The following is a 24,825-nucleotide window of genomic DNA, read 5'->3' as shown; positions in this document are numbered from 1 at the left end:
CGTTGAGCGAAGTCGAAGGCCGGTACAGTACCGACGTTTCGACTACGCTCAACGTGACAACAAAGTATGAATTAATCAAATTTACCTAAAATCAGGCAGCTATCTACTGGCCGATGGCCACCTCGCCATGTGCGGCGTCAGCTACGTCTTTCCACTCTTCCCAGGTCGCCAGGCGGTCGGCATATACCTGGTTCAACCAGGGGAACCCAACTTTGCCCAGGAAAATTCGCAACGGCGGGTTCTCTTCGTCGACCACTTTCAGGATCGCGTCGGGAGTAGCTTCGGGATTACCGATCGTGTCTGGGGTTAACCCTGCATAAAGTGCTTCCTTAATACCGTCATACAATGCGATCGGCTCGGTATGGAAGGCGGAGGCGCCGCCCCAGTCGGTCGAGAAGCCGTTGGGTTCAACGATCGTCACTTTGATACCGAAATCTTTCACCTCGGAAGCCAGGGTTTCGCTGAGTCCTTCAACCGCCCATTTGGAAGCGTTGTAAAGGCCCAGTACCGGTAATGTGGCAACGCCCAGCACGCTGGACACCTGGATAATGTGGCCGCCGCCTTGTGCCCGCATGACGGGAATGGCCGCTTGTGTCACCCAAAGCAAACCGAACACGTTGGTTTCGATCTGGTCCCTGGCTTCTTTTTCGCTGGTTTCCTCGATGGCTCCGAACAAGCCGTAACCGGCATTGTTGATCACAACGTCCACCCGGCCGAAGTGTTTGCTGGTTTGCTCGATGGCGGCGAAACTTGCTGCCCGGTCGTTCACGTCCAGCTGAATGGTTAATAAGGTATCAGGATATTGCGCCGCGAGATCTTTCAGCGCTTCTGTATTGCGTGCGGTAGCCGCTACTTTGTCCCCTCTTTGCAAAAAAGCCTCTGCCCATATACGGCCAAATCCTTTGGAAGCGCCGGTAATAAAAATAGTCTTTGACATGATTGACAATTGTTTTTGTGTTTTGATGCTACAAATTTACCGGGTCGCTTCCGCCGGCGACTTATACAAAAATCCGGAAATGTGATACACTTTAACGAAAGCCCGGTTTAACGAAAGACCGGTTTAACGAAACCCCGGTTACAAGGTTTCAGAACCGCCGGGAACCGTTAAAGCCGGATTCCGGTTCCGGGAATAATGAATATCCAAACCTATTTTCCGACGCCGGAGCTTAGCCCATTTATCCAGTCCTACAAGGTGATCGAAACACCGGCGGACGTGGTCAATAACGTGCTGCCCGGAACTTCGCCGATAATGGTGTTCAGGCTGAGCGGGCAGGTTTCTGTTAACCACCCGGGCGGGTCCAACGTGCTGGAACCCATCGTCGTCTCCGGCTTGCGGAAATCGGGGCGGGCAATGCAATATGAGTCGGGCACGGTCAATCTGCTGGTTACTTTCCGGGAAGGCGGCATTGCGCCGTTCGTTCGAGAGCCGCTGCATGAGCTCAGCGATACGAGCGTTCCCATGCATTGCCTCGACGGTTTCAAAGACGCCGGCTTGCTGGAAGAGCAACTGGCCGGCCAACCCTCGCATGAAGCGCGCATTACGCTGATCGAGCGCTTTCTGCTAAGCCGCTTGACTGGTAAAACGCCGGATGGAATGGTATTGGCAGCGATCCGGAAAATCCACCGTGCGGGTGGGCAACTGCGGATCAGAGAACTTGCTGACTCCCTTCACGTAAGCCAGGATGTATTCGAAAAACGTTTCAGGCGGGTAGCAGGGCTTTCGGCGAAACAGTTCTCGTATGTTGTTAAAATGAAGTCGGTAGTGGAGAAGGGCCGCACTGGCCTTACATTAGCCCAGATAGCACTCGACGCCGGCTATTTCGACCAGCCGCATTTTAATAAGGATTTCAAACTCTTCACCGGGCTTACCCCTACCGAGTTCTTCAAATCGCCCGTGTCATGGTAAATCAATGATTTTTTACAAGAATGGCAGCCGGCCGTTTTGGAATTTTGTATCAACAAAAACAAACGAAAGGCTATTCACATTCAATTCAAAATCATGGAATCAACATCAAACGGAGAGATCGCATTCATCGGCAAATACCTGATCCCGGCAGCGTCCAAAGAAACATTTCTCGAACGGCAGAACATCGCCCGTGCCTACATCCACACGCTCGCAGGCTTCGTCCGTGACCACGCCTACGAACGCATTACCGAAAACGGTGATACCGAATACATTACCATCGCCACCTGGACAAATGACGAGGCCCTCAACAATGCGAGGGAGCTAGTGCAGGCCGAGAACGACAGACAAGGTTTCGACCGCGCCGCAATGCTCAAAAAGCTGAATATTAAAATGGAGCCGGGCGTCTTCCAGGAAGATCACGCACGGCCCTGAACAGACCTTGCGTTGCGTACTACTAGGCGCATTCCGGCTGCAATGCCGGGACGCGCTTTTTTCGGTTGGTGTGTCGTATATTTAGGCTCGCATTGCCAGCCATAACACCATGAAAAACGAAGTACTCGACGTTTCCGGAATGAGGGCACTCCCCCTCGACCTCGACTCGGCCATTTCCTTTATGCCGTATATCCGCTTCCTCGAACAGCGCGTCGCGGAAGAGAAGACGCTGAAATCGGCATTTTATAAAGATATTCTCACCTATTTTCGCGAGCACCAGATCCCACAGGGAGAAATACCGCTCGACGAGGTACATCGGTACGGCGATTTCCTGGAGTACGTTTACAGCAGTCTTTCGGCGCCACTTGCATCGGAGCATAAGCTTGCCTGGGGCATGTGTATGCCGTTGTACCCGCACATTTTTTACGGCACCGACCTGCTCTTCGAAATGCTGAACATGAAGCCGCTCGAAACGCAGTTTGAACTTCAAAAAAGCCCGGAAGACTACCAGCGCGAGCGTCTGCACCTGATTTACACGCTGATCCTGCAAAGGTTGTACAATTTCCAGGTTCCGGTGAAAATACAGCAGTACCACGCCTGGACGGACACTCAAACCGGCCTTTACCGGTATTATGAAGTGCTGGTAAGCCCCGAGTTTGTGGAAGTGAGTGCCACGCAGGACTTACCCGAGCTCAATTTCGTTGAAATATATGCCCATTTCAGCGAGAAGGACGGGCATCTGCAATTGCAAAGGGTATTGCCGCTCGACATGTTCCGGTTCCGGGGCTTTGCCGTGATCACGGTGTCGGATGTAACGGCTAAAATGGCTGTCGAGAACATCAAAAAAGTCCAGTTCAACAGGATACCCGGCGATAGCCCGAACCGTTACCAACGCATTGTCCAATCGTTGAAAACCCTGGTACAGAGCAACCGCATCGAGTTCGATCTCTTTCCCTTCGTGCGCGTGAACGGCCAAGCAGTGTACGGGTACGGGCAGGCGGGCACGGGGGTACTTTTTCAGATTTGGGGAGAAAACCGGCTGACACCCGAAGAATTCCGGCGGCAAGCCGAAGGTTATGCGGCCAAACCGAACTCGTTCTTCTCGCCCGACATTCAGGGGGAAGACGAGCGTCAGATCGGCTGGTTAGCACCTTTCCGAGATCTGAATGTGCGTTCCCTTGCGCTGGTACCGCTTTTTGTGGAACAGAAACTGGTAGGGGTACTTTGCATGCATACCTGGGACGACGAGCGATTTGACGAGAAAAAACTGGCATCGCTCGAAATGGCGTTCGCGCCGGTGGCGCAGTTGCTCAACACCTATATCGAAGAGTTCGATCTGGAACTGGAAAGCATTATCAAGGAAAAGTTTACCTCGATACAGCCCGCGGTGCAATGGAAGTTCAACGAATCGGCCTGGCATTACCTGCATCGGCGGAAGAAGGGTTTGCCAGAGGTAAGTGAAAATATCGCATTCTTCGACGTCTACCCGCTGTATGGTGCGATAGACATCCGCAATTCGACCAATGAACGAAATACGTCTATCCGCGCCGACCTAGGGCATTACCTTGATCTGCTCCACGAATTGCTGGATGCCCTGGCAAGCCTCGACCGGTCGTCGCTCATGCAGGAACTGCGCTTTCATTGCACCAGATGGCGGCAGGCCCTCGCCCAGGGTGAACTGAACAGCACTTCCGAGAACAACCTGAATACCTTTTTGAATGAAGAGGCCAGGAATTACCTCATTCATTTGTCGCAGCAGGACGTCCGCACGGCCCCGCTGATCGACCAATACCTTGGGATTACCCACCCGGCTCAGGGCGAAGTGCACCGTCACCGGCAGGAGCTGGACCAATCCATGGAGCTGATCAACACGGCCGTGAACCGGTATTTTGAAAATCAGAAAGAAGCCTTGCAACTGTCGTACCCATGCTATTTCGAGAAATTCAGAACCGACGGCATCGAATATGATATTTACATCGGCCAGTCGATTTCCCCCGACAGGCCATTCAACCACTTTCATTTGAAAAACCTGCGGCTATGGCAACTTTCGTCGATGATCGAAGTGGCAAAACTCACCCGCGGGCTGCTGGGCGAGATGCCTAAGGAGCTGCACACCACTCAACTGATTTTTGTCCATAACCACATGATAGACATCAGCTTCCGTGCCGACGAACGGAAGTTTGACGTTGAAGGCGCTTACAATATCCGCTACCAGATGATCAAAAAGCGCATCGACAAGGTCCGGATCAAGCATTCACAGGAACGCCTCACCCAGCCCGACAAGATTGCTCTCATTTATCTGCACCAGCGCGATATCGAAGATTATCTGCCCTTCATCCAGTATTTGCAGGAAACAAATGCTCTGGAAGGTGCAACCGAAGAGCTCGAACTCGAAGATCTGCAAGGCCTGAGCGGCCTGCGTGCGCTGCGTTTGGGGATCGTGTATTGATTGCAAACGGATTTAGCCATCCTGCCTCCGGAATTACCCCGGGGGCTTTTTTATGTAATTAAATTTAAATACTATTTGGACTTATTACAAATAGACTATATTTGCGGCTCTACATGCGAAGTGGGTGCTGGTTTTACCCATCGCTTTTTTACTACTCATTTTTTCAAATCATGTTAAAAAAACAACTCCTTACTGCCGCCTTCCTGCTTTGCTGCACGGCACAGCTGCTCGCCCATGCCCTATGGATCCAGACAGCCCCCAATGGTAAACCCGGTCAGAAACAGTCTGTCAAAATTATTTACGCCGAGCCGGGCGATAAGCCTGAAAAGCTGGGCGACTGGTATTCCGACGTGAAGGAATTTGAGCTCTGGCTCACCGCTCCCGACCAGAAACGAACCAAACTGGCGACCGTTGCCGCTGACGATCATTTCACAGCCGACTTCACGCCCGATCAACAGGGCGTATACACGCTATCGGTAGGCCATACCTCCAAAGATCTGGGTGGTACCACCGTTTACCAGTTCAATGCCAGTGCATTAGTAACCGTTGGGAAGTCCGATGCGGGCAACAACCCCGGTGCAAATGCCAACGAATTGAATGTTTTTGCAGATCCTGCTAAAACATATAAAGTAAACAACCCGCTGAACCTGCGCGGACTTTTCAAGAATAATGGAAATGAAAAGCTTTACATAACTGTCGCTTCGCCATCGGGATGGAGCAAGCAAATCAGTACGGATGAAAAAGGTTTGGCTGAATTTATTCCGCTTTGGCCGGGGACCTATTTTATCGAAGCGTCCAAAAGCTGGAAAGAAACCGGCAACCTTAATGGAAAGGAATACAAAGCATTCTGGCGCAGCGCCACTTTGCTGGTAGAAGTTGGAAAATAGTTTTTCAAAGCCCTATTCATTCGCATGTCCCTGTACGAACAAATCAGTGCCTATTGCATCCGTCACAAAGTAAGACTGGCCGAAAAACGGGTCGTGGTGGCCGATCATTTACTGGTAGCCAACGAATTTACGGATGGTGATACATTGTGGCGCGACATGCGCAGCCAGGGGATTAAAATTAGTCCCGCTACCGTATATGAATCGCTCAACTGGCTGGTAAGTGCGGGGTTTGCGGAGCGACGTTTCGCGACCGACAGCCGCAAAAATCTTTTTGGAATCCCTGAGCTTGTCAGGAATGGATTGGACAAATGAGGCAGAATGCTGTTTACCAGAACTTAACAAAAAAGGGTCCTGAACCGGACCCTTTTTTTCATATCTGTTAAGCAACCACCGCGTTCTTCGGCTTACGGCCTCTTGGCTTACCGGTGTAAGCCGGCTTAGGTTCTTCCGTTCCTAACGTGAGTTCGTAACCGACAACACCTTCTTCATAATTAAAAAGAGTTACCTCAAAAACATACTTTGTACTTTCAAAATCCACACCACCTTTACGGAGAATCAGTTCCAGCGGGATTGAATATCCGCGGCCGCTTCTGGTAAGGACGAATGTTCCGTTTTCATCCGAGCTCGGTATCAGATAGAGGTTCTTCAAGGTTCTTTTTCCTTGTTGTGCTCCGATCTTAAAGCGAGCTGTTTCTGGTTCGATACCTAATTCTTCCAAAGTTTTAGGAGGAAGAACAAGCTTGCCCGAGGAGGAAACATAGCCGGTTGGCTTTGGTTTCTCCTGAGGTTTTTTCGTTACGGAAACATTATCCTCGGGAGAAAAGAATTTAATTGCTCTTGCTTTCATAAATAAATTACGGGTTGCTGGTGGATTATTACTTTCGCAAAAGTAATCAAGTTAACATTTTATTAAAATACTTTTTGTGATAAATAATGTACCAATACTCGTAAAAAAAAATTAGCGAAATTTCTTACCCGCCGCATTTTTATTAAACGTTTTTTCTCCGCCGATTAAAAAATCGATTTGAAATAGAGGTTCCTGATGAGGCCATTCTCATCAGCTTATTTGCCGTTAATTTCCGTTTTACTTCCAAAGACTTAAAACCTCTCCTTCACTTCGGTCCGCTATTTGAGGTGCGAGCAGATGCGCGCTTACGGATCGCGTTGCAGGCTAACTAATAAGTCGCATACGGTTACAAAATTGCAATTCAGCTTTTACGATCCCAGTCTGGTCGCAGTGGTTAAACACGGCATTCTTATTGACAACAAAAAAGACATTCTTTCGGAATTAATATTGAATTGAAGCAAAAATATCCGGGCATCGAATCTGTACCCGTAGAAGTAGTTTGGTTGACATATTTTCACCTAAGATCTAAGTTATATTAATATGCTTTGCTAAAACTCCTGTCTGCTTTCGCGCCGAAAAATGAAAACTAACTCTCACTCAATCATTAAAGCTGGATTGAACGACTTTCCACTTTCGCGCTCTTCAATTTTATTCAGCGCCAAAAATGAGTAGCACAACAGTTACTTGTAGCAATATTTATTACAACATCAAATGTCGTGCCAGCGATTTTAAGCCTTTGTAAACTTTCGTCAGGCACATTAATCGCGTACATTGCATTTATACGAAAGCAACCATTTCCTCTATGAAAAAACTGCTACTCCTAAACATTCTACTACTCTTCCTCACACGGGCGCACGCACAAGCCACATGCGAGATCACTTCCCCAAACGGCACCATACGGCTCGTAGCCTATGTGCACGATCAGCTACGGTACAGTGTGTATTTCAGGGGCCGGCTGATCGTATCGCCATCGGAGATCGACCTGGTGCTGACGGACGGGAGGAAACTCTCGGGCGGTTTGGCCAAGCCGCAGTTCTCGGAAAGGAACGTGAGTGAAACCATTATTTCGCCCGTACCTGAAAAACGCATCCGTATTCCCGATCGCTACAAGGAGCTCAAAATCACCCTGCGTAATGCGTTTGCCGTTATTTTCAGGGTGTACGACGATGGCGTCGCCTACCGCATTGCCACCTCTTTCCCCGGTGACATTACGGTCCGTTCCGAAACTGCCGCATTCCGGTTCCCGGCCAATCATCCCGTTTACTTCCCGGAAGTTGCCCCGCCTTCGAACATGGATATTTACCATACCGGTTTCGAGGAACCCTACACCGTCAAACCGCTTGAAAGCATTTCTTCCAAAAGCCTGTTTTTCTCGCCTGTTCTCGTCGCGCCGGGCGATTCGCCCAAAATAGGCATTACCGAATCGGACCTGGAAGATTACCCCGGCATGTTCCTCACCGGAAGCGCTGAAAAGGCATTGCTGGGCCAGTTTGCGCCCTACCCGGCGGAAGAAACCGAAACCAAAGAACTGTATTCCACGCGCTATGTGTCCAAACGAGCCGATTTTCTGGCAAAAACCAAAGGAACACGGGCGTTTCCCTGGCGGGTGCTGATTATCGCCCCGGAAGACAAAGACCTGCCCGGTAACGATCTGGTTTACAGGCTCGCAAGCCCGTCACGTGTACAGGATGTGTCGTGGATAAAACCAGGTAAGGCCACAGACGAATGGATCATTACCTCCAATATTTTCAATGTTCCTTTTAAAAGCGGGATCAATACCGCTACCTACAAATACTACATCGACTTTGCCAAACGCTTTGGCTTCGAGCGCATTATGATGGACGCCGGTTGGAGCGACAACAATGATCTGTTTAAGATCAATCCTGACATTCAAATGGAGGAAATTGTTGCCTATGCTAAAAGCAAGGGCATCGGGATCAGCATGTGGACGCTCGCGCTTACGCTGGACAAACAGCTCGAACCGGCCCTGGAACAATTCAGTAAATGGGGCGTGGACTTTATCATGACCGACTTCATCAACCGCGACGATCAGAAAGCCGTGCAGTTCTTTTACAAAGTGGCGGAGGCCTGCGCGCGGCATAAAATCATGCTGATGTTTCACGGGGCATTCAAACCGGCCGGATTTAACCGCACCTTTCCGCACGCGATCGCCCGCGAGGCAGTGCTGGGTTCGGAATACAATATGTGGAGTGCCGAAGCGACGCCCGAACATAATGTACTCCTCGCATTCATCCGTATGCTTGGCGGCCCGCTCGATTATGAGCCGGGAATGCTTAATAATGCAACAGCAAAAGGTTTCCATGCGATGCCCGAAAATGTGATGTCACTCACCACCCGCACCCAGCAGCTGGCGATGTTCGTCGTCTACGAAAGCCCCATCCAGTTTTTTGCAGGAAACCCTTCGCAAGGCTTGAACGAGCCTGCATTCATGGAGCTGCTCGGCAGCATTCCCACCGTTTGGGACACTACCCGCATCCTCGACGCCCGCCTGGGCGATTACGTGGTCACCGCACGAAAAAAGGGCTCCGATTGGTACATCGGCGCCTTAAACGATTCGACAGCGCGGGAACTCAGCATTTCGCTCGGTTTTCTCCCACCCGGAAACTACAACGCCACTATTTGCGAGGACGGCGTCAACGCCGACCGCTATCCGGCCGACTACCGGCTTTCCGAGGCGACATTGAATTCACGGGACAGTTTAAAAATACGCATGGCACCGGGCGGGGGTTATCTGCTGAGGTTGAGGAAATAGATGGCGTAGCCAGCGACAGGTCTATTATTCGGGCTGTTGGTCTACATTATTTGAATGGGACGATTCACTCGCATTGTTTTGTATCGATGGTCCATGTCGTCTATACTAAACGCGATTGCCATGAAAACACCCATCCTGCTCCTGCTTGCCTTTCTGCCCTGGGCGGATATTGTTGAAGAAGCCCCAAAGTTACGGTTCAAACCACATTATGAATGGAAACGGCTCGTCGCGAATGCACCCTGGGCAAAAAGTTACAACTTCCAGCTTTTCAGCCTGCGTGATACCCTGTGGGTGTTTCATCCGGATGGTACCTGGTTTTCCGTCGATGGCGTACGATGGTCGAAGTCCGGATTGTACAATGCAATTTCCAACCTGGCATTCCTCGATTATGTACCGTTTGGCCGGGGCATCACAGGATTAGGACATTTCGAGGGTAACATCGAAATGTACCGCTGGCAAAACACTATTTACAACACGACCGATATGAGGACCTGGACGGTTAGCCCGCAAAAAAGCAACCTGCCCGAACGCTTTTTCTACCATCCATTTGTATTTCAAAACAGAATATGGATGATCGGCGGCGAAAACCTGTCGACAAAATTCGGGGATATTTGGAACTCGCCGGACGGCATCCACTGGAAAAAGGTCGCCGACAGCGCTCCTTTCGGACCACGAAGCCACAGCCAGGTAGTGCTTTTGAATCGAAAGCTGTATTTGCTTAACCACGACGTCTGGTCGTCCACAGACGGAATTCACTGGCAGCGGGAATGCCCCGAAATTGTGAAGGGCGAAGTAATATTCGGTTACAATGCCGTAGTAATGGACGGGCGCATCTGGCTGATCGGATGCAACCGTGGCGGACGTTTTGAAAGCAAAGTCCTCAGCAGCTCGGATGGCCGCAGCTGGTACGCCGCCGAAGCGCCCTGGTCCCCACGCGGAGGCGTCGCCGCCTGCGTACATAAAGGCGCGGTTTACATCACAGGCGGGAAATACGGTGGTCAGAACATTGATCACCCGCAATTTGAGTACAGCAATGATGTCTGGGTCATGCAACGGCAACAAACGGTAAAAAATTAACCCCATTGTTCAGCCCAAACCATTCAACCTACGAAAGCACCAGTCGTGTAGTATGCAATGCATAGTACCTATCATTGCATAGTTTTGTATAAACTATTAGCCATGAAAACTTTTGAAAACAATTTCGATCATTTTCCCTTTCCCGGGCGCTGGCTGGGCGGTATTTCGCTCGTGCTGGCGCCCGTTTTGCTGCTGGTCGGGGAAATCCTGAAACTACGGTTCGATTTCTTCTTTCCCGAACAGTTACGTGCTTATCAAAGCCATCCTAAGCTTATGTTCACGGCTTACAGCTTGTTTCTGGCGGGGAATATGCTCCTTTGGCCCGCTATTGTTACATTGGCCAATCTCATCGGGCGCGAGAAACCGGTATGGGCTGTTTGGGGCGGCAGTCTGGTGTTGTTCGGGTTATTTGCCAGGACGTTCCATTCGGGGATTAATCACCTTGCGTTCCAACTGGTGAATATCCTCAGCTTGCCCAGAGCCACCGAAGTGGTGGCACATTCCTACGGCGCATTTCACATTGTTTCGACACTTTCAGGCGCAATCCTCTTTGGCTGGGCCGTGTTGGCGGTTGGGGCCTGGATTTCGGGCGCATTACGACCTTTTCAGGTCGTGGCGCTGGCCATGATGTCGGCGCTGATGATCGGGGTACTAAAAGGCGGGACGGTTATGTCGGTGATCGCTACGGGTTGTCTCTGCATTGCATTCCTCCCGCTGGGTGCACGCATACTGGCGCAGGGAACAATGCCTCCCGCGAGAATATTCTGGGGTTGGGTGATATTTTCAACCGCTGTCATCGGCCTATTTTTCTTCCTCGGACAAGCGGGCTGACATTGGTGCATAACCAGGCTCAACCATCCCACCAACGCTCGTCTTCCGAGCCACAACCATTCTCCTTCCTCCCTTTCTTCCCCTTCCTCCTTTTCCCTCCTTCTTCCTCCGCCCCCACCAGATCACAAACCCGGTGACCGGCAGGCTGGCGCAGATCAAACCTGCAAAAAAGGTAAGGATCTTGCTCGGCAAGCCCGCCCACGCGCCTACATGCAGATCGAAATTCATGGCGTAGGCTTTCTCGCCATTGCTCAGTTCGTCGAATGAGCGCGAGCGCAGTTGTGCGCCGGTAAACTGATCGTACTGTCCCTGAATGCGGTCGTAGCGGTTGCCGGCGGTTAAATAGGTGGATGCATTAATGGGCAGCTTGCCTTTCGCAGGGAAGTTGATCAGATAGCCGTAGGCCCTGGATTGGCCCTTTTGCAATGCTGCAAATACGCGGTCGACAGCGTTCGCGTCCTTGTTTTGCGTGGTATCCGAAAAGACGGCGGGCACCTCCGCCAGCTTTCCGCCGTCGGCGACCGTTTTCACCCCTTTTTCGACCCAGTCAAATGCCCAAACAAGACCGGTAACGGCACACACGAAAAGAATAATGCAGGCATAAAAGCCCAGCACATTGTGCAGGTCGTAGTTGACGCGCTTCCATTTGGCGTTCCATTTGATTTTAAAACTTTTATCGGTACCCGATTTATTCCACCTGGCAGGCCACCACAACACCAGTCCGGAAATCAGGATCAATACAAAGGCTAGTACAGAATAGCTTACAATGGTATGCCCAATCTTTTCCCCGAACAACATCCGCATGTGCAGCGAGAGTATGATGGTAAAAAACTCGTTTTTCGAATCTTCCAGCTTGACAACCTTGCCGTTGTACGGGTTCACATACGCCCGTGTGTAATATTTGTAGTAATCCCAATGCGAAAACCCTTCCTTATCAACCTTCAATGCCCTGAAAATATAGGTCCTGTCGGGCTGAGCGGATATTTCGACCCTCGTCACCGGCCGCGTCTCACCTACCGCCTTTTGCGCTACGGCCAGCAAATGGCTCAGCGGCAGCTTCGGTTTGTTTTCAGGTTGTATAAAGAGGCGGTCTTTGTAAACCAGCGGTTTGATTTCATCCGTAAAGACGTAGATCGCGCCGGTAAGCCCGAGCATGATGATCACCAGCCCGGACGCCAGTCCCAACCAGAGGTGAAGTGTTCCGATAAGCTTGGCAAAGGCTGTCTTTTTCTGAGACATGAATGCAGTTTGGATTGGTAGCGACAGGAGAAGGCGCCTCGGCAGCAAAGAAATATCGTATTTAGTTTAATTACAAATTATTAAATACGACCAGGCTGATTATTTCCAAATAATGCTTCGACTTCATCCAGCAAACTTACCTGGCGTTCATTGATTTTGGTCCGGGCTGTGTCGAGATCGAACCATTCCGCTCGGTCGATTTCGGGAAATTTCTGCATTTTGCCCGTACGTGGGGGCCATTCCAGTTCGAATGTATTGCTTGAAACTTTCGCAGCATCGATGTCTCCTTCCACAGCCCAGGCAAGCACCTCCTTTCCTCCCTTCTGCTTAATCGCAGTTAACGGCAGGAAATCACCCTCTACGGCTTGCCCGGTTTCTTCCGCAAATTCGCGCCGCGCCGCTGTGAGCGGATCTTCCGAGTCGTCGTATTCCCCTTTCGGGATCGACCAAGCGCCGAGATCCTTCCGCATAAAGAACGGCCCGCCGGGGTGTACCAGCAGCACTTCCAGTCTCTCCTTCCTCCGAAACATTAAAATTCCCGCGCTACGCCCTACCATCGTGCTTGTTGTGAATCGTTAAATTGCCGGAAAGTAGCAGGCAATATCGTTATTACCAACCGCTTTCCTATTTCTGTTAATTTTGCAGGCTGTTCAGCCAATTATCAGTCCCCGAACCATGAAGCCAGCTTTGTTTTCGAAGTATGAATGGTGGTACCATCTCGCGATGATGCCTGTCTGCTTTGCGTTGGGGAACTATTATTTGCTGGGCGAGCGATATTTCATGCATTTCCCCACCTTCCTCAACGCCTCGGCCCTTGCATTGGTACTGTACTGGTTTTCGGTGGTGATCCTGACGATTGTTATCCGTAAGACCGCCGGCAGCCCGGCCCAGGGCCAGATACTCGGACAAATGCTGAAAATGTTCTGGAAACTGGCAGCCGCAACGCTTGTTCTGATGGTTTTCGATATATGGATTTACAGTCTGGTACCGGCCCTTGAAGTAGCATTCGCGTGGTCGGAGATTTGGCCGATGGTGTTGGTGGGCCTGGTATGCGATGCATTTATCTGTGCATTGCTGGGACTATTCTATGCATTGCAACAATGGAAAAACGACAAGGCCGATGACGAAAAACTGGCCAGAGAATCGCTGGAAGTAGAATTTGATGCGTTGAAAGGCCAGGTGAACCCACATTTTTTATTCAACAGCCTCAATACCCTGTCCTCCCTCATCAGTGCCGACCCCGTGCAGGCGGAGGATTTCGTGGAAGATCTCGCCCGTATTTACCGTTACATGCTCCAAGGTGGCCGGACAGACCTCGTACCACTGCAATCCGAGCTCGCTTTTCTGGAAGTGTATGTCCGTTTGCTAAAAGTACGGTACCACGAAGCGCTTCTGGTGGAGCTCCCCGACCGCTGCCCACCCGACCTGACAATCCCGCCGCTGATATTGCAAATACTGGTCGACAATGCAGTTCAATACAATGTACTATCGGCCAGCCGCCCGCTGACGGTGACGATCAGCCTAACCGGCGACCGCGCCATCCGGGTTGCCAATAATGTTCAAATACGCCATCGCACGCTTGGCGCAACAGGCACCGGCCTGCGTGGGCTTTCGGCGAAGCTGCTCACTTTTACGCTCCGAAAATTGGAGATTCAGGAAACCAACGACACTTTCTCAGTGACGATTCCGCTCCTGCCCGACGCGGTGGCGGTTCAATGACAATTCAAGCCGGTAAAAATGCAGTTGATGCAACTTGTGCGCTTGCGTTTTCCCGCATTACACTATTTTTGAACTTGCCGCAGTGGAACTGTCGCGAAGCAGCCAGAGCGAATGCCTAACCATGAAGAAAAAAGCATTGTTTGAAAAACTTCCGGAAAAAGCACCTTCGGGAAGCACCACATTTTATGCCCTGGGCTCTGTCGCCTTGCTGCTGCTTTTCAACTACATCACCGTAGGCGCTCACGTGTTTCGTGATCCGCTACTCTTGCTGAAAGCCACTTTACTGAACGCAGGCCTTCTGGCGGCGGCTTGCTGGATACAATCCCGGCTGGCCGGCTACATTACCACGCATTACAGCGATTTGCAGCAAACGCTCGTGCGCGTAGCACTATCGATCTCCGCCCACGCCGTGGCCTCGGGCGCATTCGTGCTGCTAACGGCCTGGGTGTACATCGACAGGAATTTGTTCAGCTCTACCCTCACCGTTCACACACTGGTGCTTGTTTATGTCGTAAATCTTGCGGCTATTGTGCTGGTTACCGGCCTGTGGGAAACGTTCGGCGCGCTCGGGCGGTGGCGGCAGCACGAGATCAATGCCGAACGGCTTATGAAGGAGAATGTCAACGGCCAGCTCGAAAGCCTGAAAGCCCAGATCAGCCCGCATTTTCTTTTTAATACATTAAATTCCCTTTCCGCGCTGATCGGTGAAGACCAGGAGAAGGCCGAGCAGTTTGTAGACGAAATGGCGCGCGTTTACCGCTATCTTTTGCAAACCAACCATTCGTCCGTCGATCAGCGCGATTTCGGGCAGTTAACGACGTTAAAAAAAGAATTGTCGTTCATAGAATCGTACGGGCACCTTCTGAAAACCCGCTATGGCGAAGGCATGAAACTTTATATTCACGTGGAGGAGTGCTTTCTGGACCACCGCATTCCACCATTAACATTGCAATTACTGGTTGAAAACGCGGTGAAGCACAATGTAATCCGCGTGAGCAGGCCGCTTACTATTTTCATATTGAGCACCGTGGAAGGCCAGTTGATGGTGCGTAACAATCTGCAAAAGAAGAACCTGACTGCCGGTGCGGAAAATATCGAGTCAACGCACGTCGGATTGGTCAATATTATCACGAAATACCAGCTGCTGAGCGAGTATCGGCCCGGATTATCCCAGCCTGTAATCGAAAGCAACCATGAGTTTTTCACCGTAACCTTACCACTGATTTCCTGAAAGTATGAATGCGCTAATTGTTGAAGACGAAGATTTGTCAGTCCGTCGCCTGAAAAAGATGATCGGCGAAGTAGCGCCCTCGCTGGATATTGCAGGCGTTACGGACAGTATCGAACAAACCGTGGAATGGATCCTTGAAAACCGCGCTGCCGGACAAGCCGACCCGGACCTGATTTTCCTGGATATCGAACTGTCCGACGGCCAGAGCTTTGAGATATTCAACCGGATCGACGTGTCCAGTGCGATCATTTTCACTACTTCTTACGACGAATACGCATTGCAGGCATTCAAACACAACAGCATCGATTACCTCCTAAAACCCGTGCACCGCGACGATCTTCAACGGGCATTGCAGAAATATGAAAAAATGAAAGTCCAGCCTGCCGCCGATCATTCGCTGGCAGGCATCCGGAAGTTGTTGGAAGATTTCAAAAAAGCATCGTCCGTCGAGTACCGGCAGCGTTTTCTTGTAAAACAGGGGCAAAAAATGCTTTCGATCGAAGTTGGTGAGATCGCCTATTTCTTCACCGACGACCGTTACAGTTTCTTCATGACCGATTCCAACCAGAAAATGCTCGTCGACTACACGCTCGACGAGCTGGCAGAATCGCTCGATCCGGCCCGTTTTTTCAGGATCAACCGCGGAATGATGGTCACACACCGCTCGGTCGATAAAATCGACCCTTATTTTGGTAACCGCCTCGCGCTCACCCTGCGCCCCGCGCATAACAAGGAGGCGCTTGTAAGCAGGGAAAAAGTGGGGGATTTTAAGGTTTGGATGGGTAAATAGAACTAGATTTTCAGCACTAACCGGTCTTCCAGGGCTGCATGCACACCCACTTCCACGCGCCGCTCATGCGGGAGCGTGTAGAATTCAACCGTGAGGGTAATGCCGTCCGTAGTTCTTTCGAGGAGCACTTTCAGGAAGCCGTGCTTCGTGTCGCAGCTACTTTCGAGATTGATGCCTTCAAACTCCGGCAGGTCGCTTTTGAAGCGGTAATCGCTCGTGTAGGCAACCGGATGCAGCTCGTCGTATCCTCCACTTCCCGCTACTATAAATGGCAGTACACGTCCGCTTCCGTGGCCACCGCCCGGGTAATGTCGGCTGAAACGCTGATAACTATGCACGTGGCCGCTGAAAACGATGTCGGGATAAATGCCGGTTTCTTCAAAAACCCCTTCCAGCAATTCGATCATCGGCATGCTCGAACCGTGGTTAATGTCTGCGGAATACGGGGAATGGTGCAGACAGAGTATCACCGCTTTATCGGGGCGTTCGCTGTCGGCTCTTTTGAGTTCGCGAACCAGCCAATCGCGCTGCTCGTCGGTCACCACGCCGAATTTCGTCACGTTACTGTACATCCCGATGATATTCGCCAGCGGTGTAAGGAGCGTCCAGTACACGTTGGGTTGGACCATGCTTTTGCGCGCTGCGTTGCCGCTGAAAGAAACTGTCCGTCGTTCGGTATCACAAAAAACCGCCTTGAATGCGTCCAAACTGTTGTAACGAACGGGGCTGTCGGGATTGATATCGCTGTCGTGGTTGCCCGGAATTGCAAAAATGGGGCCCGGATACTTCTGATAAGGCTCAAAAAACTGTCGCTGATACTGGCTTGCTTCACCGTGGTTGTACACGACATCGCCGAGGTGAAACAGGAATTGCGGTTCGTAACCTGTTTTCTCGGCCGCTTCAAACTGCTTCACCATCTCCCCTACCACCAGTTTCTGAAAATCCGGCGTCCGGATACTGCCCGTATCACCCACCATATGGAACGCTAATTTGTTCTGGTCCGGGACCGGATCAATGGATTCAAGGTCTAAATGATAAGGATATTTTCCGGACGGTTTGGGTGCAGGCAGGTACTTGAAGCTATCGTCGGGAACGTCTTTTTTGAAAACGGGTTTGGAGAATTTCTGCGGGTAACTGGATCTCATTACGACTGGCTGCTGGTGATCAGCCTTTTGGATACTGACTATGTCCATGGCGGCGATTTTGGTCAGCCCAAGCTAACAAAATCGCCGCCAGACAGTGTAAACATAGCATTAATTTTGGTTTAAGAATATCCCTTTTCACATATTATCCCTCCCGCTAAAACCAAAACTTAGAATACCTCAATTATAACTTGATTTGATGATCACTAATCCTCGTCGGAAATCTCGAAACCACCTGCTCGGGTGCGGCGGGGGTATAGATGGTGCTGCGGCCTTCGATGGTCATTTTGCCGGAGGTGTCGAGCGTTACGAAAGCATACAGCGGGTCTTTATAATAGTAGGCGCCGTCTTTGGTGTAGACGTACGTGGCGCTGTTGACCATAAAGTAATGCACGCCATTGCGCTGGCCGTAACGGTCGTCGTGGTCGTGCCCCATGAATACGGCCACTACTTTTGCCGGGCTTCCGGCAGGACTCCCGGCCCGACTCCCATTTTGCGTTACTTTGAAATTTACTTCGTCGAAAATACTCAGAATCTCGTCTGCATTACCGATTTCCAGGGGAAAGTCGCTTAGGTACACGGGCTGGTGCATGAATACCACCACAGGAAATCTGGCTTGAAGCAGGTCAGCGCGCAGCCATTCGAGCTGTTCCTGGTCGGTGAAGCTGCGTTTGGGTGCCGGAAGCTTACCCCAGTTGGAACTGTCGTAATGCGTAAGGCGGCCATCGTCTTCTTTCAGGAAGTTGCGGTCCATGATGACGAAATGAAAGCCGCCCTGATCAAATGAATAATACCGCTTTGGCATTCCCCAAAACTGCATGATCGCCTCCTTGCCGCAATAGTCCATATCGTGGTTGCCCAGCACGTGGTATTTCGGGCCTTTGAAACGGTTCCACTGCTCCATAATGCCTTCGGAGCGCGTATGCCGGCAAAAGTCACCACACTGGATAATGAAATCCGGGTTCGTTTTAACCACATCATCCATAAACCCGCTAAGCCGCGTCACCTCTTCCCGCCCGAATTGCAAATGGTGCAGATCGGAAATCATCCCGAAACGGATTGTCTGCGCAGGACCACTGGCGAAAGCTGGTATCGAAAACGAATTCTGGTAAATAGCGACGCTCCCGGCCGCTACTCCCATACCTTTGAAAAAATCCCTCCGTTGCATTATTTAAAAACAGTTTTAACCACCTCTCCAACAGGGTGGTTGGCCGTAAACTTGAATCCCATCAACTGCGCGACCGTTTGGGCAAACTGGTCCTGGTAAACCTGCGATTGGCTTTTCATTTCACCGGTGCCGGGCGTATCGGGGCCAATGACAGCCATCCAGGTTTCATTGGAGCCTGGTGCCGAGGTGCCGTGGCTGGTCCAGCGGTCGCCGAGGCCGCGGCCATGGTCCGGATAAACGATGATGGTCGTTTTGTCCTTATAAAACGGGTCGGCCTGCATATAATTCCAGAGGCTCGCCACCATTGCATCGACATAATGCGCGCCATCGAGGAAGGAATCGTACTGGCCGTGGTGGCCAAACTCGTCCATATCTGCGAAGTCGATATGGACAACGCGTGGGTGGTTAGCTTCGATGTACGAGCGTGTGAGCGCGTAGGTGTGGGCGTCGAAGCGAACGGATTTACCGAAATATTCGGGCAGGTAGTTTTGCAATTCATTAGCCAATTTCTGGGCTCCGGTAAGGTTGTTGCCTTTCACTTTTTCGCCGGGAATGTTGACGAGCATGCCATTGCGGTCGCGGTTGAGAATGCGCGAAAGCGCGTCCCACGAAGCAAACGTAACCACTTTACCCTCCATGCCTTTTTGCTTATTGAAGAATTCCAGCACATTCTCGTTCGGGTTGTTCGGGTAGTCGTTGCTGTTGACCTTCTCGTCGTAATACCCGCAAAGCGTTTCGCTGCGGCCGGGATAGGAGAACCAGTATTTGTTACGTACGTTCATGAGGTTGCCCAGGTCGCGGTTGCCATAAAGCTGCCCTTGTTTTGAAATAGTATTCCAAAAGAAAGGCATTAGCTTGTTGCGGCGTTCAGCGACGTTTTTCCCCCAATACTTAGCTACCATCGCCGCCGAGTCCTGCTGGCGGTATTTTTTGGTATAAAACAAAACAGAATCCGCGCCGCGGAAAATTTCCTGCCAGCGGCAGCCGTCGACGGAGATCATTACAACATTTTTCGTTTTGGTTTGAGCCATGGCCGCAATGCTCAGCGCGGCCATTAGGCAGGTTAGCAGGGTTGTTTTCATCATTTTAAGTTTAAGAGTCCGGAAAGTAAAAGCTTCCTCCGGATGCAAGGTCCGGAGGAAGGGGAAAGGTTATTTAACAAGCCACATCACGCCATTCTGCGTGTCGGCACCATTGAACTGCGTTTTGAGCGAGGCTTTCACATTCACCTCATTCGTCGTGTACTCCGAGGTCGGGTAAGCCCAGCGGACGGGGATCTGATTGTTATTCGAATTGGACTGCCCGATGTCGAATATGGGAATACCTGTGCGACGGTTGTTATAGAATGCCTGGCGACCCGAGTTTTCGAAGAATGCCATGTATTTCTGTTCGAGGATCTTCTGCAAACCTTTTTCGGTATTGCCGGGATAAGGATTCGCAGCAAGGAACCTGTCTATTTCCGATTGTGCAATATTATAAAACTTCATCGATTCGGTAACACCTTTTTGATAGTAGTCGGCGGCATTGCCAGCCAGCCAGCCGCGGTTGATCGCCTCGGCAATGCTGAAATTCACCTCATGGGCTCCCAGCTGGATCGCGGGCACTCCGGCTGCCGATGCCTCCCAATAGTCAAAATTGATCATCGAAAGCAACCCCTTCCCGGCTTCTTCCAGCAATGTCGATTGCAAATCGCCGGTTTTGCCGCCGCCATAGCGCAGGTAAGGATCCTGATTGCCTTTCAAAGCATCGGCAGGCAATGCCACTACGAGCAGGCGCGGGTCGCGGGTGGCTTTGGCAATGTCAACAAAAGTGGCACCCAGCGTGTTGCGTTTGTCGTTTTTCACCACTACGCCATTGCTTGGCCATAGCGGGTAGGTATTGATCGTATTGTAAACAACCTGGAAATTATCCGCATTAGCAACAATGAGCGGGTATTTCGCCGGATCGTTCGCGATTGCCGCGAACTGCTGCTTTACGTTCAGGTCGGGGGTATCGTCTGCACGTTTACTGAGGCTGATGAGCACGCGCAAACGATACGAATTGATCAGCTTCTGCCATTTAACGAGATCGCCGCCATACAGGTAATCGCCCGAAATTGCCGGTTTTTTCGCGATCAGCGCGGGCATCTCGGCATTGGCCTCTTCCAACCATTTCAGAACCTGGATATAAATGTCCTTCTGACTGTCGTATTTGGGCTTGAAATTCTCGTCGCTCACGCCTTTGATCGCCTCCGACATCGGTACGTCGCCAAACATTTCGGTGGCGCGGCTGTAAAAATAGGCCTTGAAAAACTTCGCGAGCGTGAGGTAATGCGCGCCTACGTCGCCGGATTTAGTTGCCTCGATCTCCATACGGCTCACGTTACGGAGTGAGTTATAGAACACGTCGTAGGAGCCGGTGGTCCAGCCATAAGCCTGACCGTCGTAATAGGCCTCGTTCTGCGTCATAAACTGGTTATGACGATGATCGGTGCTCCACGGCGAGTCCCAGGTATTAGTGAGAATGCCGGTGAGTATGAGGTCAGCCGAAGGGTTGGTGATCGCGCCGGGGTCCTTTTGCAGCGTGTCGATATCCTGGCAGCTTCCCAGGCCAAGGCCCAGCGCCAACAGCATGTATTTAATATTTTTCATAGGTAATTCCGGTTAGAAAGTCACATTCAGGTTTGCTCCAAAACTTTTGACAGATGGCGTCTGGAAACTGGTAATGGTGCCTGTAAACTGATCCAGGTCGATGTTTTTGGTATATTTTCCTGTAAAATACAACAGGTTACGCCCCACGAGCGACAGGCTGGCCGCTGATGCGAAGCGTGTTTTCGAAAGCAGTTTCGCAGGGAAATTGTAGGTTAGCACGACTTCACGCAGCTTTACATAAGTACGGTTCTTGGCCGCAATGTAATTCGACTGATAGTAGTTCGTTGCCCATGCCTGCCATAATACCGGCACTGTATTTGGCGCAAATTCGCGGGTATCGGTGATCACATTTCCATCCTGATCTGTGTTCAACTGACCCTTCACGATCCGCTTGCCGTCGGTCATGACCGAGCCTTTGTAATCCGGATTGTCGCGGTTCTGCCAGTCTTTCAGGCGGAATTCATTCGCCGACTCCGGTGCCGTTCCGCTCCCGAACTGCTTGGTATACATGTAGTTGTTAACCTTTCCGCCAAAGCGGCCATCTACCTGGAAGCTCAGTGTGAACGACTTGTGCGTGAATGTGTTATTGATTCCCGCGGTGAAATTGTTGTCGTAGTACCCAATCCGCGAATTATACGGATTGTAGGCCGGCATGCCGTTCGAGCCGACGATGATATTGCCGGTTTCGTCGCGCTGGAAATCCCTGATATAATAGGCATCCGCGCGTTCGCCGACGTGGATATTACCATCGCGTTGCTGCACGCCGTCGATCTTGTCGAGCCATTTGTGGTTCATCGACCAGTTGGCCGACACATTCCAGGTAAGGTTCTCGTTCTTCACAGCCGTTCCGTCGATACCCAGCTCGACGCCCTTGCGTATATATGTGAATGCATTGCGCTGCACGCCCGACACGCCCGAGGTAACCGAGGTAGGCACGCTCACGATGCCGGGCCCTTCGACGTTGCGGAACACTGCCGCATCAAAACCGAGCCTGTTATGCAGAAATCGCATTTCCAGACCGAGTTCGAGTGTTTTTACCCGTGCCGCTTGGAGGTTGTCGCTGTACAGCGTGCCGGTGTAGCTCACGCCGGTGTAGGAATTGTTCCAGGGTGCTGAGCTCGTGTAGGTCGGAAGCAGCTTGTAAATGTCGTACTGGAAATTCTCATCCACAAAATCGCTGGCCACGTTGGCATAGGAGCCGCGCAGCTTCGCAAATGAAATCGCCTGGGGCAAATCGACCACCTCCGAAAGCACTGCGCTCAACGAAGCCGACGGATAGAAATAGGTATTGTTCTTCTTCGGCATCGTACTCGAACGGTCGACCCGGCCCGTAAGGCTCAGGAAGAGGAAATCTTTGTAATCCATATCCACAAAACCATAAACACTTCCTACCCAGCGTTTTGCAAAATCGTTGGCCGATGTCGAAGGTTGTACCGAATTGGAAAGGTCGTATACACCGGGTACAAGGAGGCCCTTGGTTGTTTTACCCGTCAGCGAAGTCACTTTCACCGAACGCAGGTTACCGTAAACCGATGCATTCAGCCCGAAATCCTTGCCGAAACGATCCTCGTATTTGAAAGAGCCTTCGGTATTGTTTTCCCAGAAAGTGTCATAGGTTTCGGAATAACCACCTGCCTGGTTCGGGAAGCCGAAATTGTAAAGATTCGACGAGATCGGAGCGCGCGTGCTGCGGTTGCGGTTCCAGGTACTCACATTCGTGCGGGCATTGAATGTCAGCTTGTCGTTGATCTTGTAATTCATCTGAGCAAAGCCGTACACATCATTCTTATAGTAGGTTTTCAATGCTTCATAGGCGGTCAGCCAAGGGTTATCGTAAATGGTATACTCCCGGTTGAACTGCTGGGCATTCTCCTTGCCCGGCTGCCAGTAGTTGCGCAGGTCGTTCACATCGTAATCCACACCGCCCCACACGGTAAAAATGTAGATAGGGCTTGCCGGACCATAATCGAGCGTCGGGTAGTTGGGTGAATACTGGCGGTTATAATTGATACTCGCATCGAAGCGCACTTTTTTGCCTGCATTAATACCCCCAGAGATATTCACATTCGTGCCACCGAGCTTGGTATTGGGCATCTGGCCGCGCTGGAATGTCTGCGAAAGTGAGAGGCGGAAGTCGCCGAACTCGTTCTTGCTGGAAATGGCCAGGTTATTGGTGCTCAGTAAGCCGTTCCGGAGGAAGTTGGTGAGGTTATCCTTCCCTCTTGCCAGCCACGGAATAGGCATCAGTTCGCCCGTTTTGGGGTCTTTGGGACTATTGTACTGGGTGATCAGCTGCCCCTCGAAACGCGGGCCCCAGATATTGTAGTCGTTGTCGTTGATCCCGCCGCCGCGGCCGTCCTTGAACGCGTATTCGTAATCGCTGCCCGGGCCGTATTCCGTCTGGTATTTGGGAATCGCATTAAAGCCCGTCTGCAACTGGGTACTGGAATTGAAATCGACTGTAAAGCCTTTCTTTGCGCCGCTGCCCTTTTTGGTGGTAATGATAATCGCCCCGTTCTGGCCGCGGTTACCATATAATGCCGCCGCGCTGGCGCCTTTCAGCACCGAATAGGTTTCGATATCGTCCGGGCTCAGATTCCACGAATCGGTGTTAATAGGCACGCCATCAACCACATACAAAACCCCGCTCCTGCCACGCAACGTCACCTGCGGGCTGGAAAGCAAATCGGGGCTCTGCGCAATTGTAAGGCCGGCTACTTTCCCCGTCAGCGAGCTGATCGCATTCGGCTCCCGTGCCTTCACCATGGTAGCGCCTTTCACCTCCGAAACTGAATACCCGACGGCCTTCTTTTCCTTCTTGATACCCAAAGCCGTGACTACCACTTCATTAAGCTGCCGCTGGTCGGCGCTTAGCGCGACGTCGATCACCGTCCTGTTTCCCACCGCCATTTCCTGCGACAAGAAGCCCAGAAAAGAAAAAACCAGGGTATCTTTCTCATTATCAACCCGCAATACATACCTGCCGGTCGCATCGGTAACCGTCCCCCGCGACGTTCCTTTGATGAGGATATTCACCCCCACGAGGCCTTCCTTGCCCGTTCCCTCGGTCACCTTTCCACTGACGGTCCTTTCGTTGACAGACGCATTAATTGTCGAACGCACAAGTTTATACGTATACGCTTTGGCAAGCGTTTTTCCTGTCGCGGGCGAGGTCCCGTGGGCGCAGGTTTCGCCGGGAAGCACCGCCGAAAGCCCCAGGCACAGCATGAGCGCAACAGACCAGCACCCGCTGGGGAGCTTCCGTTCTAAAAACGTAATCTTTTTTTTCATAAGTAATTGTTAATTAGCTGGTATTTCAAGGTCAATAAGGATTCATCAAAGGCTAGAAGCCTTCTTGCAGACATGCGCATGGTGTGCGCGGGCGAAAACACCGGTTTCAACACCGGGCCGGAGCGCTGACCACCGGGCGACAAAAGCCCGGCCACCGGTCGTTCAAAAATTAAGGTTTGCGGTTATTTCATGTACAGTCAGGCTTGTGAACAAATACTAAACAGTCTTTGGATTAGCACTACTTCAAAACATTCTGCGGCTGAAACCTAAAAGTAAAGTATAATTAAACAATCTAAAAGCATTTGGCAATATTTATCTAAAAATTTAACATTATGTGCTCGATCACATCTTTATAGGTTTACAAATACTCTATATTTCAACCTTCCGATACAAAGATATTCTGTACTCCTCAG

At 51.1% G+C, this 24,825-nt stretch carries 20 protein-coding genes; 11 read left to right on the top strand and 9 right to left on the bottom strand.

Annotated features, from left to right (window positions below; translation table 11 throughout):
* Positions 1 to 103 precede the first annotated feature (103 nt).
* Positions 104 to 937 carry an SDR family oxidoreductase gene (locus ACTJJJ_RS03935; protein ID WP_188930423.1) on the bottom strand — a complete coding sequence of 278 codons (834 nt, stop codon included), beginning with the start codon at positions 935 to 937 and terminating at the stop codon, positions 104 to 106.
* A gap of 195 nt (positions 938 to 1,132) precedes the next feature.
* On the opposite strand from ACTJJJ_RS03935, the gene ACTJJJ_RS03930 reads away from it, so the two are divergent.
* The 5 genes from ACTJJJ_RS03930 (at position 1,133) to ACTJJJ_RS03910 (ending at position 5,986) form a co-directional block, all read left to right on the top strand.
* Positions 1,133 to 1,906: a helix-turn-helix domain-containing protein gene (locus ACTJJJ_RS03930; protein ID WP_440701504.1), complete on the top strand. Its 774-nt coding sequence runs from the start codon at positions 1,133 to 1,135 to the stop codon at positions 1,904 to 1,906.
* Between the two features lie 93 nt (positions 1,907 to 1,999).
* A complete protein-coding gene (locus ACTJJJ_RS03925; protein WP_440701503.1) occupies positions 2,000 to 2,338 on the top strand; it encodes a hypothetical protein in 339 nt (112 codons plus the stop codon).
* Positions 2,339 to 2,447: 109 nt separating this feature from the next.
* The gene (locus ACTJJJ_RS03920) at positions 2,448 to 4,787 is read left to right on the top strand and encodes a GAF domain-containing protein (protein WP_440701502.1); all 2,340 of its coding nucleotides are present in this window, start codon (positions 2,448 to 2,450) and stop codon (positions 4,785 to 4,787) included.
* A gap of 170 nt (positions 4,788 to 4,957) precedes the next feature.
* The gene (locus ACTJJJ_RS03915; protein WP_440701501.1) at positions 4,958 to 5,674 is read left to right on the top strand and encodes a DUF4198 domain-containing protein; all 717 of its coding nucleotides are present in this window, start codon (positions 4,958 to 4,960) and stop codon (positions 5,672 to 5,674) included.
* 24 nt (positions 5,675 to 5,698) lie between these two features.
* A complete protein-coding gene (locus tag ACTJJJ_RS03910) occupies positions 5,699 to 5,986 on the top strand; it encodes a transcriptional repressor (protein WP_188930432.1) in 288 nt (95 codons plus the stop codon).
* Positions 5,987 to 6,053: 67 nt separating this feature from the next.
* On the opposite strand, the gene ACTJJJ_RS03905 is transcribed toward ACTJJJ_RS03910, so the two are convergent.
* Positions 6,054 to 6,521, bottom strand: a complete 468-nt coding sequence (locus ACTJJJ_RS03905; protein ID WP_188930434.1) for a hypothetical protein — start codon at positions 6,519 to 6,521, stop codon at positions 6,054 to 6,056.
* An 802-nt stretch (positions 6,522 to 7,323) separates the two neighbouring features.
* Between ACTJJJ_RS03905 and ACTJJJ_RS03900 the strand changes: the two genes are divergently transcribed.
* The 3 genes from ACTJJJ_RS03900 to ACTJJJ_RS03890 all read left to right on the top strand — a co-directional run bounded on the left by ACTJJJ_RS03900 (position 7,324) and on the right by ACTJJJ_RS03890 (position 11,202).
* The gene (locus tag ACTJJJ_RS03900) at positions 7,324 to 9,294 is read left to right on the top strand and encodes a glycoside hydrolase family 97 protein (protein ID WP_440701500.1); all 1,971 of its coding nucleotides are present in this window, start codon (positions 7,324 to 7,326) and stop codon (positions 9,292 to 9,294) included.
* Between the two features lie 120 nt (positions 9,295 to 9,414).
* The gene (locus tag ACTJJJ_RS03895; protein WP_440701499.1) at positions 9,415 to 10,371 is read left to right on the top strand and encodes a hypothetical protein; all 957 of its coding nucleotides are present in this window, start codon (positions 9,415 to 9,417) and stop codon (positions 10,369 to 10,371) included.
* Positions 10,372 to 10,473: 102 nt separating this feature from the next.
* A complete protein-coding gene (locus ACTJJJ_RS03890; protein WP_229221602.1) occupies positions 10,474 to 11,202 on the top strand; it encodes a hypothetical protein in 729 nt (242 codons plus the stop codon).
* On the opposite strand, the gene ACTJJJ_RS03885 is transcribed toward ACTJJJ_RS03890, so the two are convergent.
* Positions 11,173 to 12,441, bottom strand: coding sequence for a PepSY-associated TM helix domain-containing protein (locus ACTJJJ_RS03885; RefSeq protein ID WP_440701498.1), 1,269 nt, complete (start codon positions 12,439 to 12,441; stop codon positions 11,173 to 11,175). The genes ACTJJJ_RS03890 and ACTJJJ_RS03885 overlap by 30 nt on opposite strands.
* 80 nt (positions 12,442 to 12,521) lie before the next feature.
* A complete protein-coding gene (locus tag ACTJJJ_RS03880) occupies positions 12,522 to 12,998 on the bottom strand; it encodes an NUDIX domain-containing protein (protein WP_440701497.1) in 477 nt (158 codons plus the stop codon).
* A gap of 118 nt (positions 12,999 to 13,116) precedes the next feature.
* Here ACTJJJ_RS03880 and ACTJJJ_RS03875 point away from each other — a divergent pair, with 118 nt between their 5' ends.
* From ACTJJJ_RS03875 to ACTJJJ_RS03865, 3 genes are all read left to right on the top strand, one after another.
* Complete coding sequence (locus ACTJJJ_RS03875; protein WP_440701496.1) at positions 13,117 to 14,160, top strand: sensor histidine kinase; 1,044 nt, start codon at positions 13,117 to 13,119, stop codon at positions 14,158 to 14,160.
* A 121-nt stretch (positions 14,161 to 14,281) separates the two neighbouring features.
* The gene (locus ACTJJJ_RS03870) at positions 14,282 to 15,391 is read left to right on the top strand and encodes a sensor histidine kinase (RefSeq protein ID WP_440701495.1); all 1,110 of its coding nucleotides are present in this window, start codon (positions 14,282 to 14,284) and stop codon (positions 15,389 to 15,391) included.
* Between the two features lie 4 nt (positions 15,392 to 15,395).
* Positions 15,396 to 16,181 carry a LytR/AlgR family response regulator transcription factor gene (locus ACTJJJ_RS03865; RefSeq protein WP_426294716.1) on the top strand — a complete coding sequence of 262 codons (786 nt, stop codon included), beginning with the start codon at positions 15,396 to 15,398 and terminating at the stop codon, positions 16,179 to 16,181.
* Positions 16,182 to 16,183: 2 nt separating this feature from the next.
* Here ACTJJJ_RS03865 and ACTJJJ_RS03860 read toward each other — a convergent pair whose 3' ends face one another.
* The 5 genes from ACTJJJ_RS03860 to ACTJJJ_RS03840 form a co-directional block, all read right to left on the bottom strand.
* Positions 16,184 to 17,374, bottom strand: coding sequence for a metallophosphoesterase family protein (locus ACTJJJ_RS03860; protein WP_440701494.1), 1,191 nt, complete (start codon positions 17,372 to 17,374; stop codon positions 16,184 to 16,186).
* Between the two features lie 133 nt (positions 17,375 to 17,507).
* Positions 17,508 to 18,491, bottom strand: a complete 984-nt coding sequence (locus tag ACTJJJ_RS03855; RefSeq protein WP_440701493.1) for a metallophosphoesterase family protein — start codon at positions 18,489 to 18,491, stop codon at positions 17,508 to 17,510.
* Positions 18,491 to 19,576, bottom strand: a complete 1,086-nt coding sequence (locus ACTJJJ_RS03850; RefSeq protein WP_426294719.1) for an alkaline phosphatase family protein — start codon at positions 19,574 to 19,576, stop codon at positions 18,491 to 18,493. Before ACTJJJ_RS03850 ends, ACTJJJ_RS03855 begins: the two co-directional genes overlap by 1 nt.
* Positions 19,577 to 19,642: 66 nt before the next feature.
* Positions 19,643 to 21,121: a SusD/RagB family nutrient-binding outer membrane lipoprotein gene (locus ACTJJJ_RS03845; RefSeq protein ID WP_440701492.1), complete on the bottom strand. Its 1,479-nt coding sequence runs from the start codon at positions 21,119 to 21,121 to the stop codon at positions 19,643 to 19,645.
* Positions 21,122 to 21,133: 12 nt separating this feature from the next.
* The gene (locus tag ACTJJJ_RS03840) at positions 21,134 to 24,412 is read right to left on the bottom strand and encodes a SusC/RagA family TonB-linked outer membrane protein (RefSeq protein ID WP_440701491.1); all 3,279 of its coding nucleotides are present in this window, start codon (positions 24,410 to 24,412) and stop codon (positions 21,134 to 21,136) included.
* Between the last annotated feature and the right edge of the window lie 413 nt (positions 24,413 to 24,825).

Origin of the sequence: Dyadobacter sp. 22481 (assembly GCF_052044875.1) — a bacterium.
Classification (GTDB): Bacteria; Bacteroidota; Bacteroidia; order Cytophagales; family Spirosomataceae; genus Dyadobacter; species Dyadobacter endophyticus.
The sequence above is the reverse complement of the archived record's forward strand: the minus strand, read 5'-3'. Positions and strand labels throughout refer to the sequence as shown.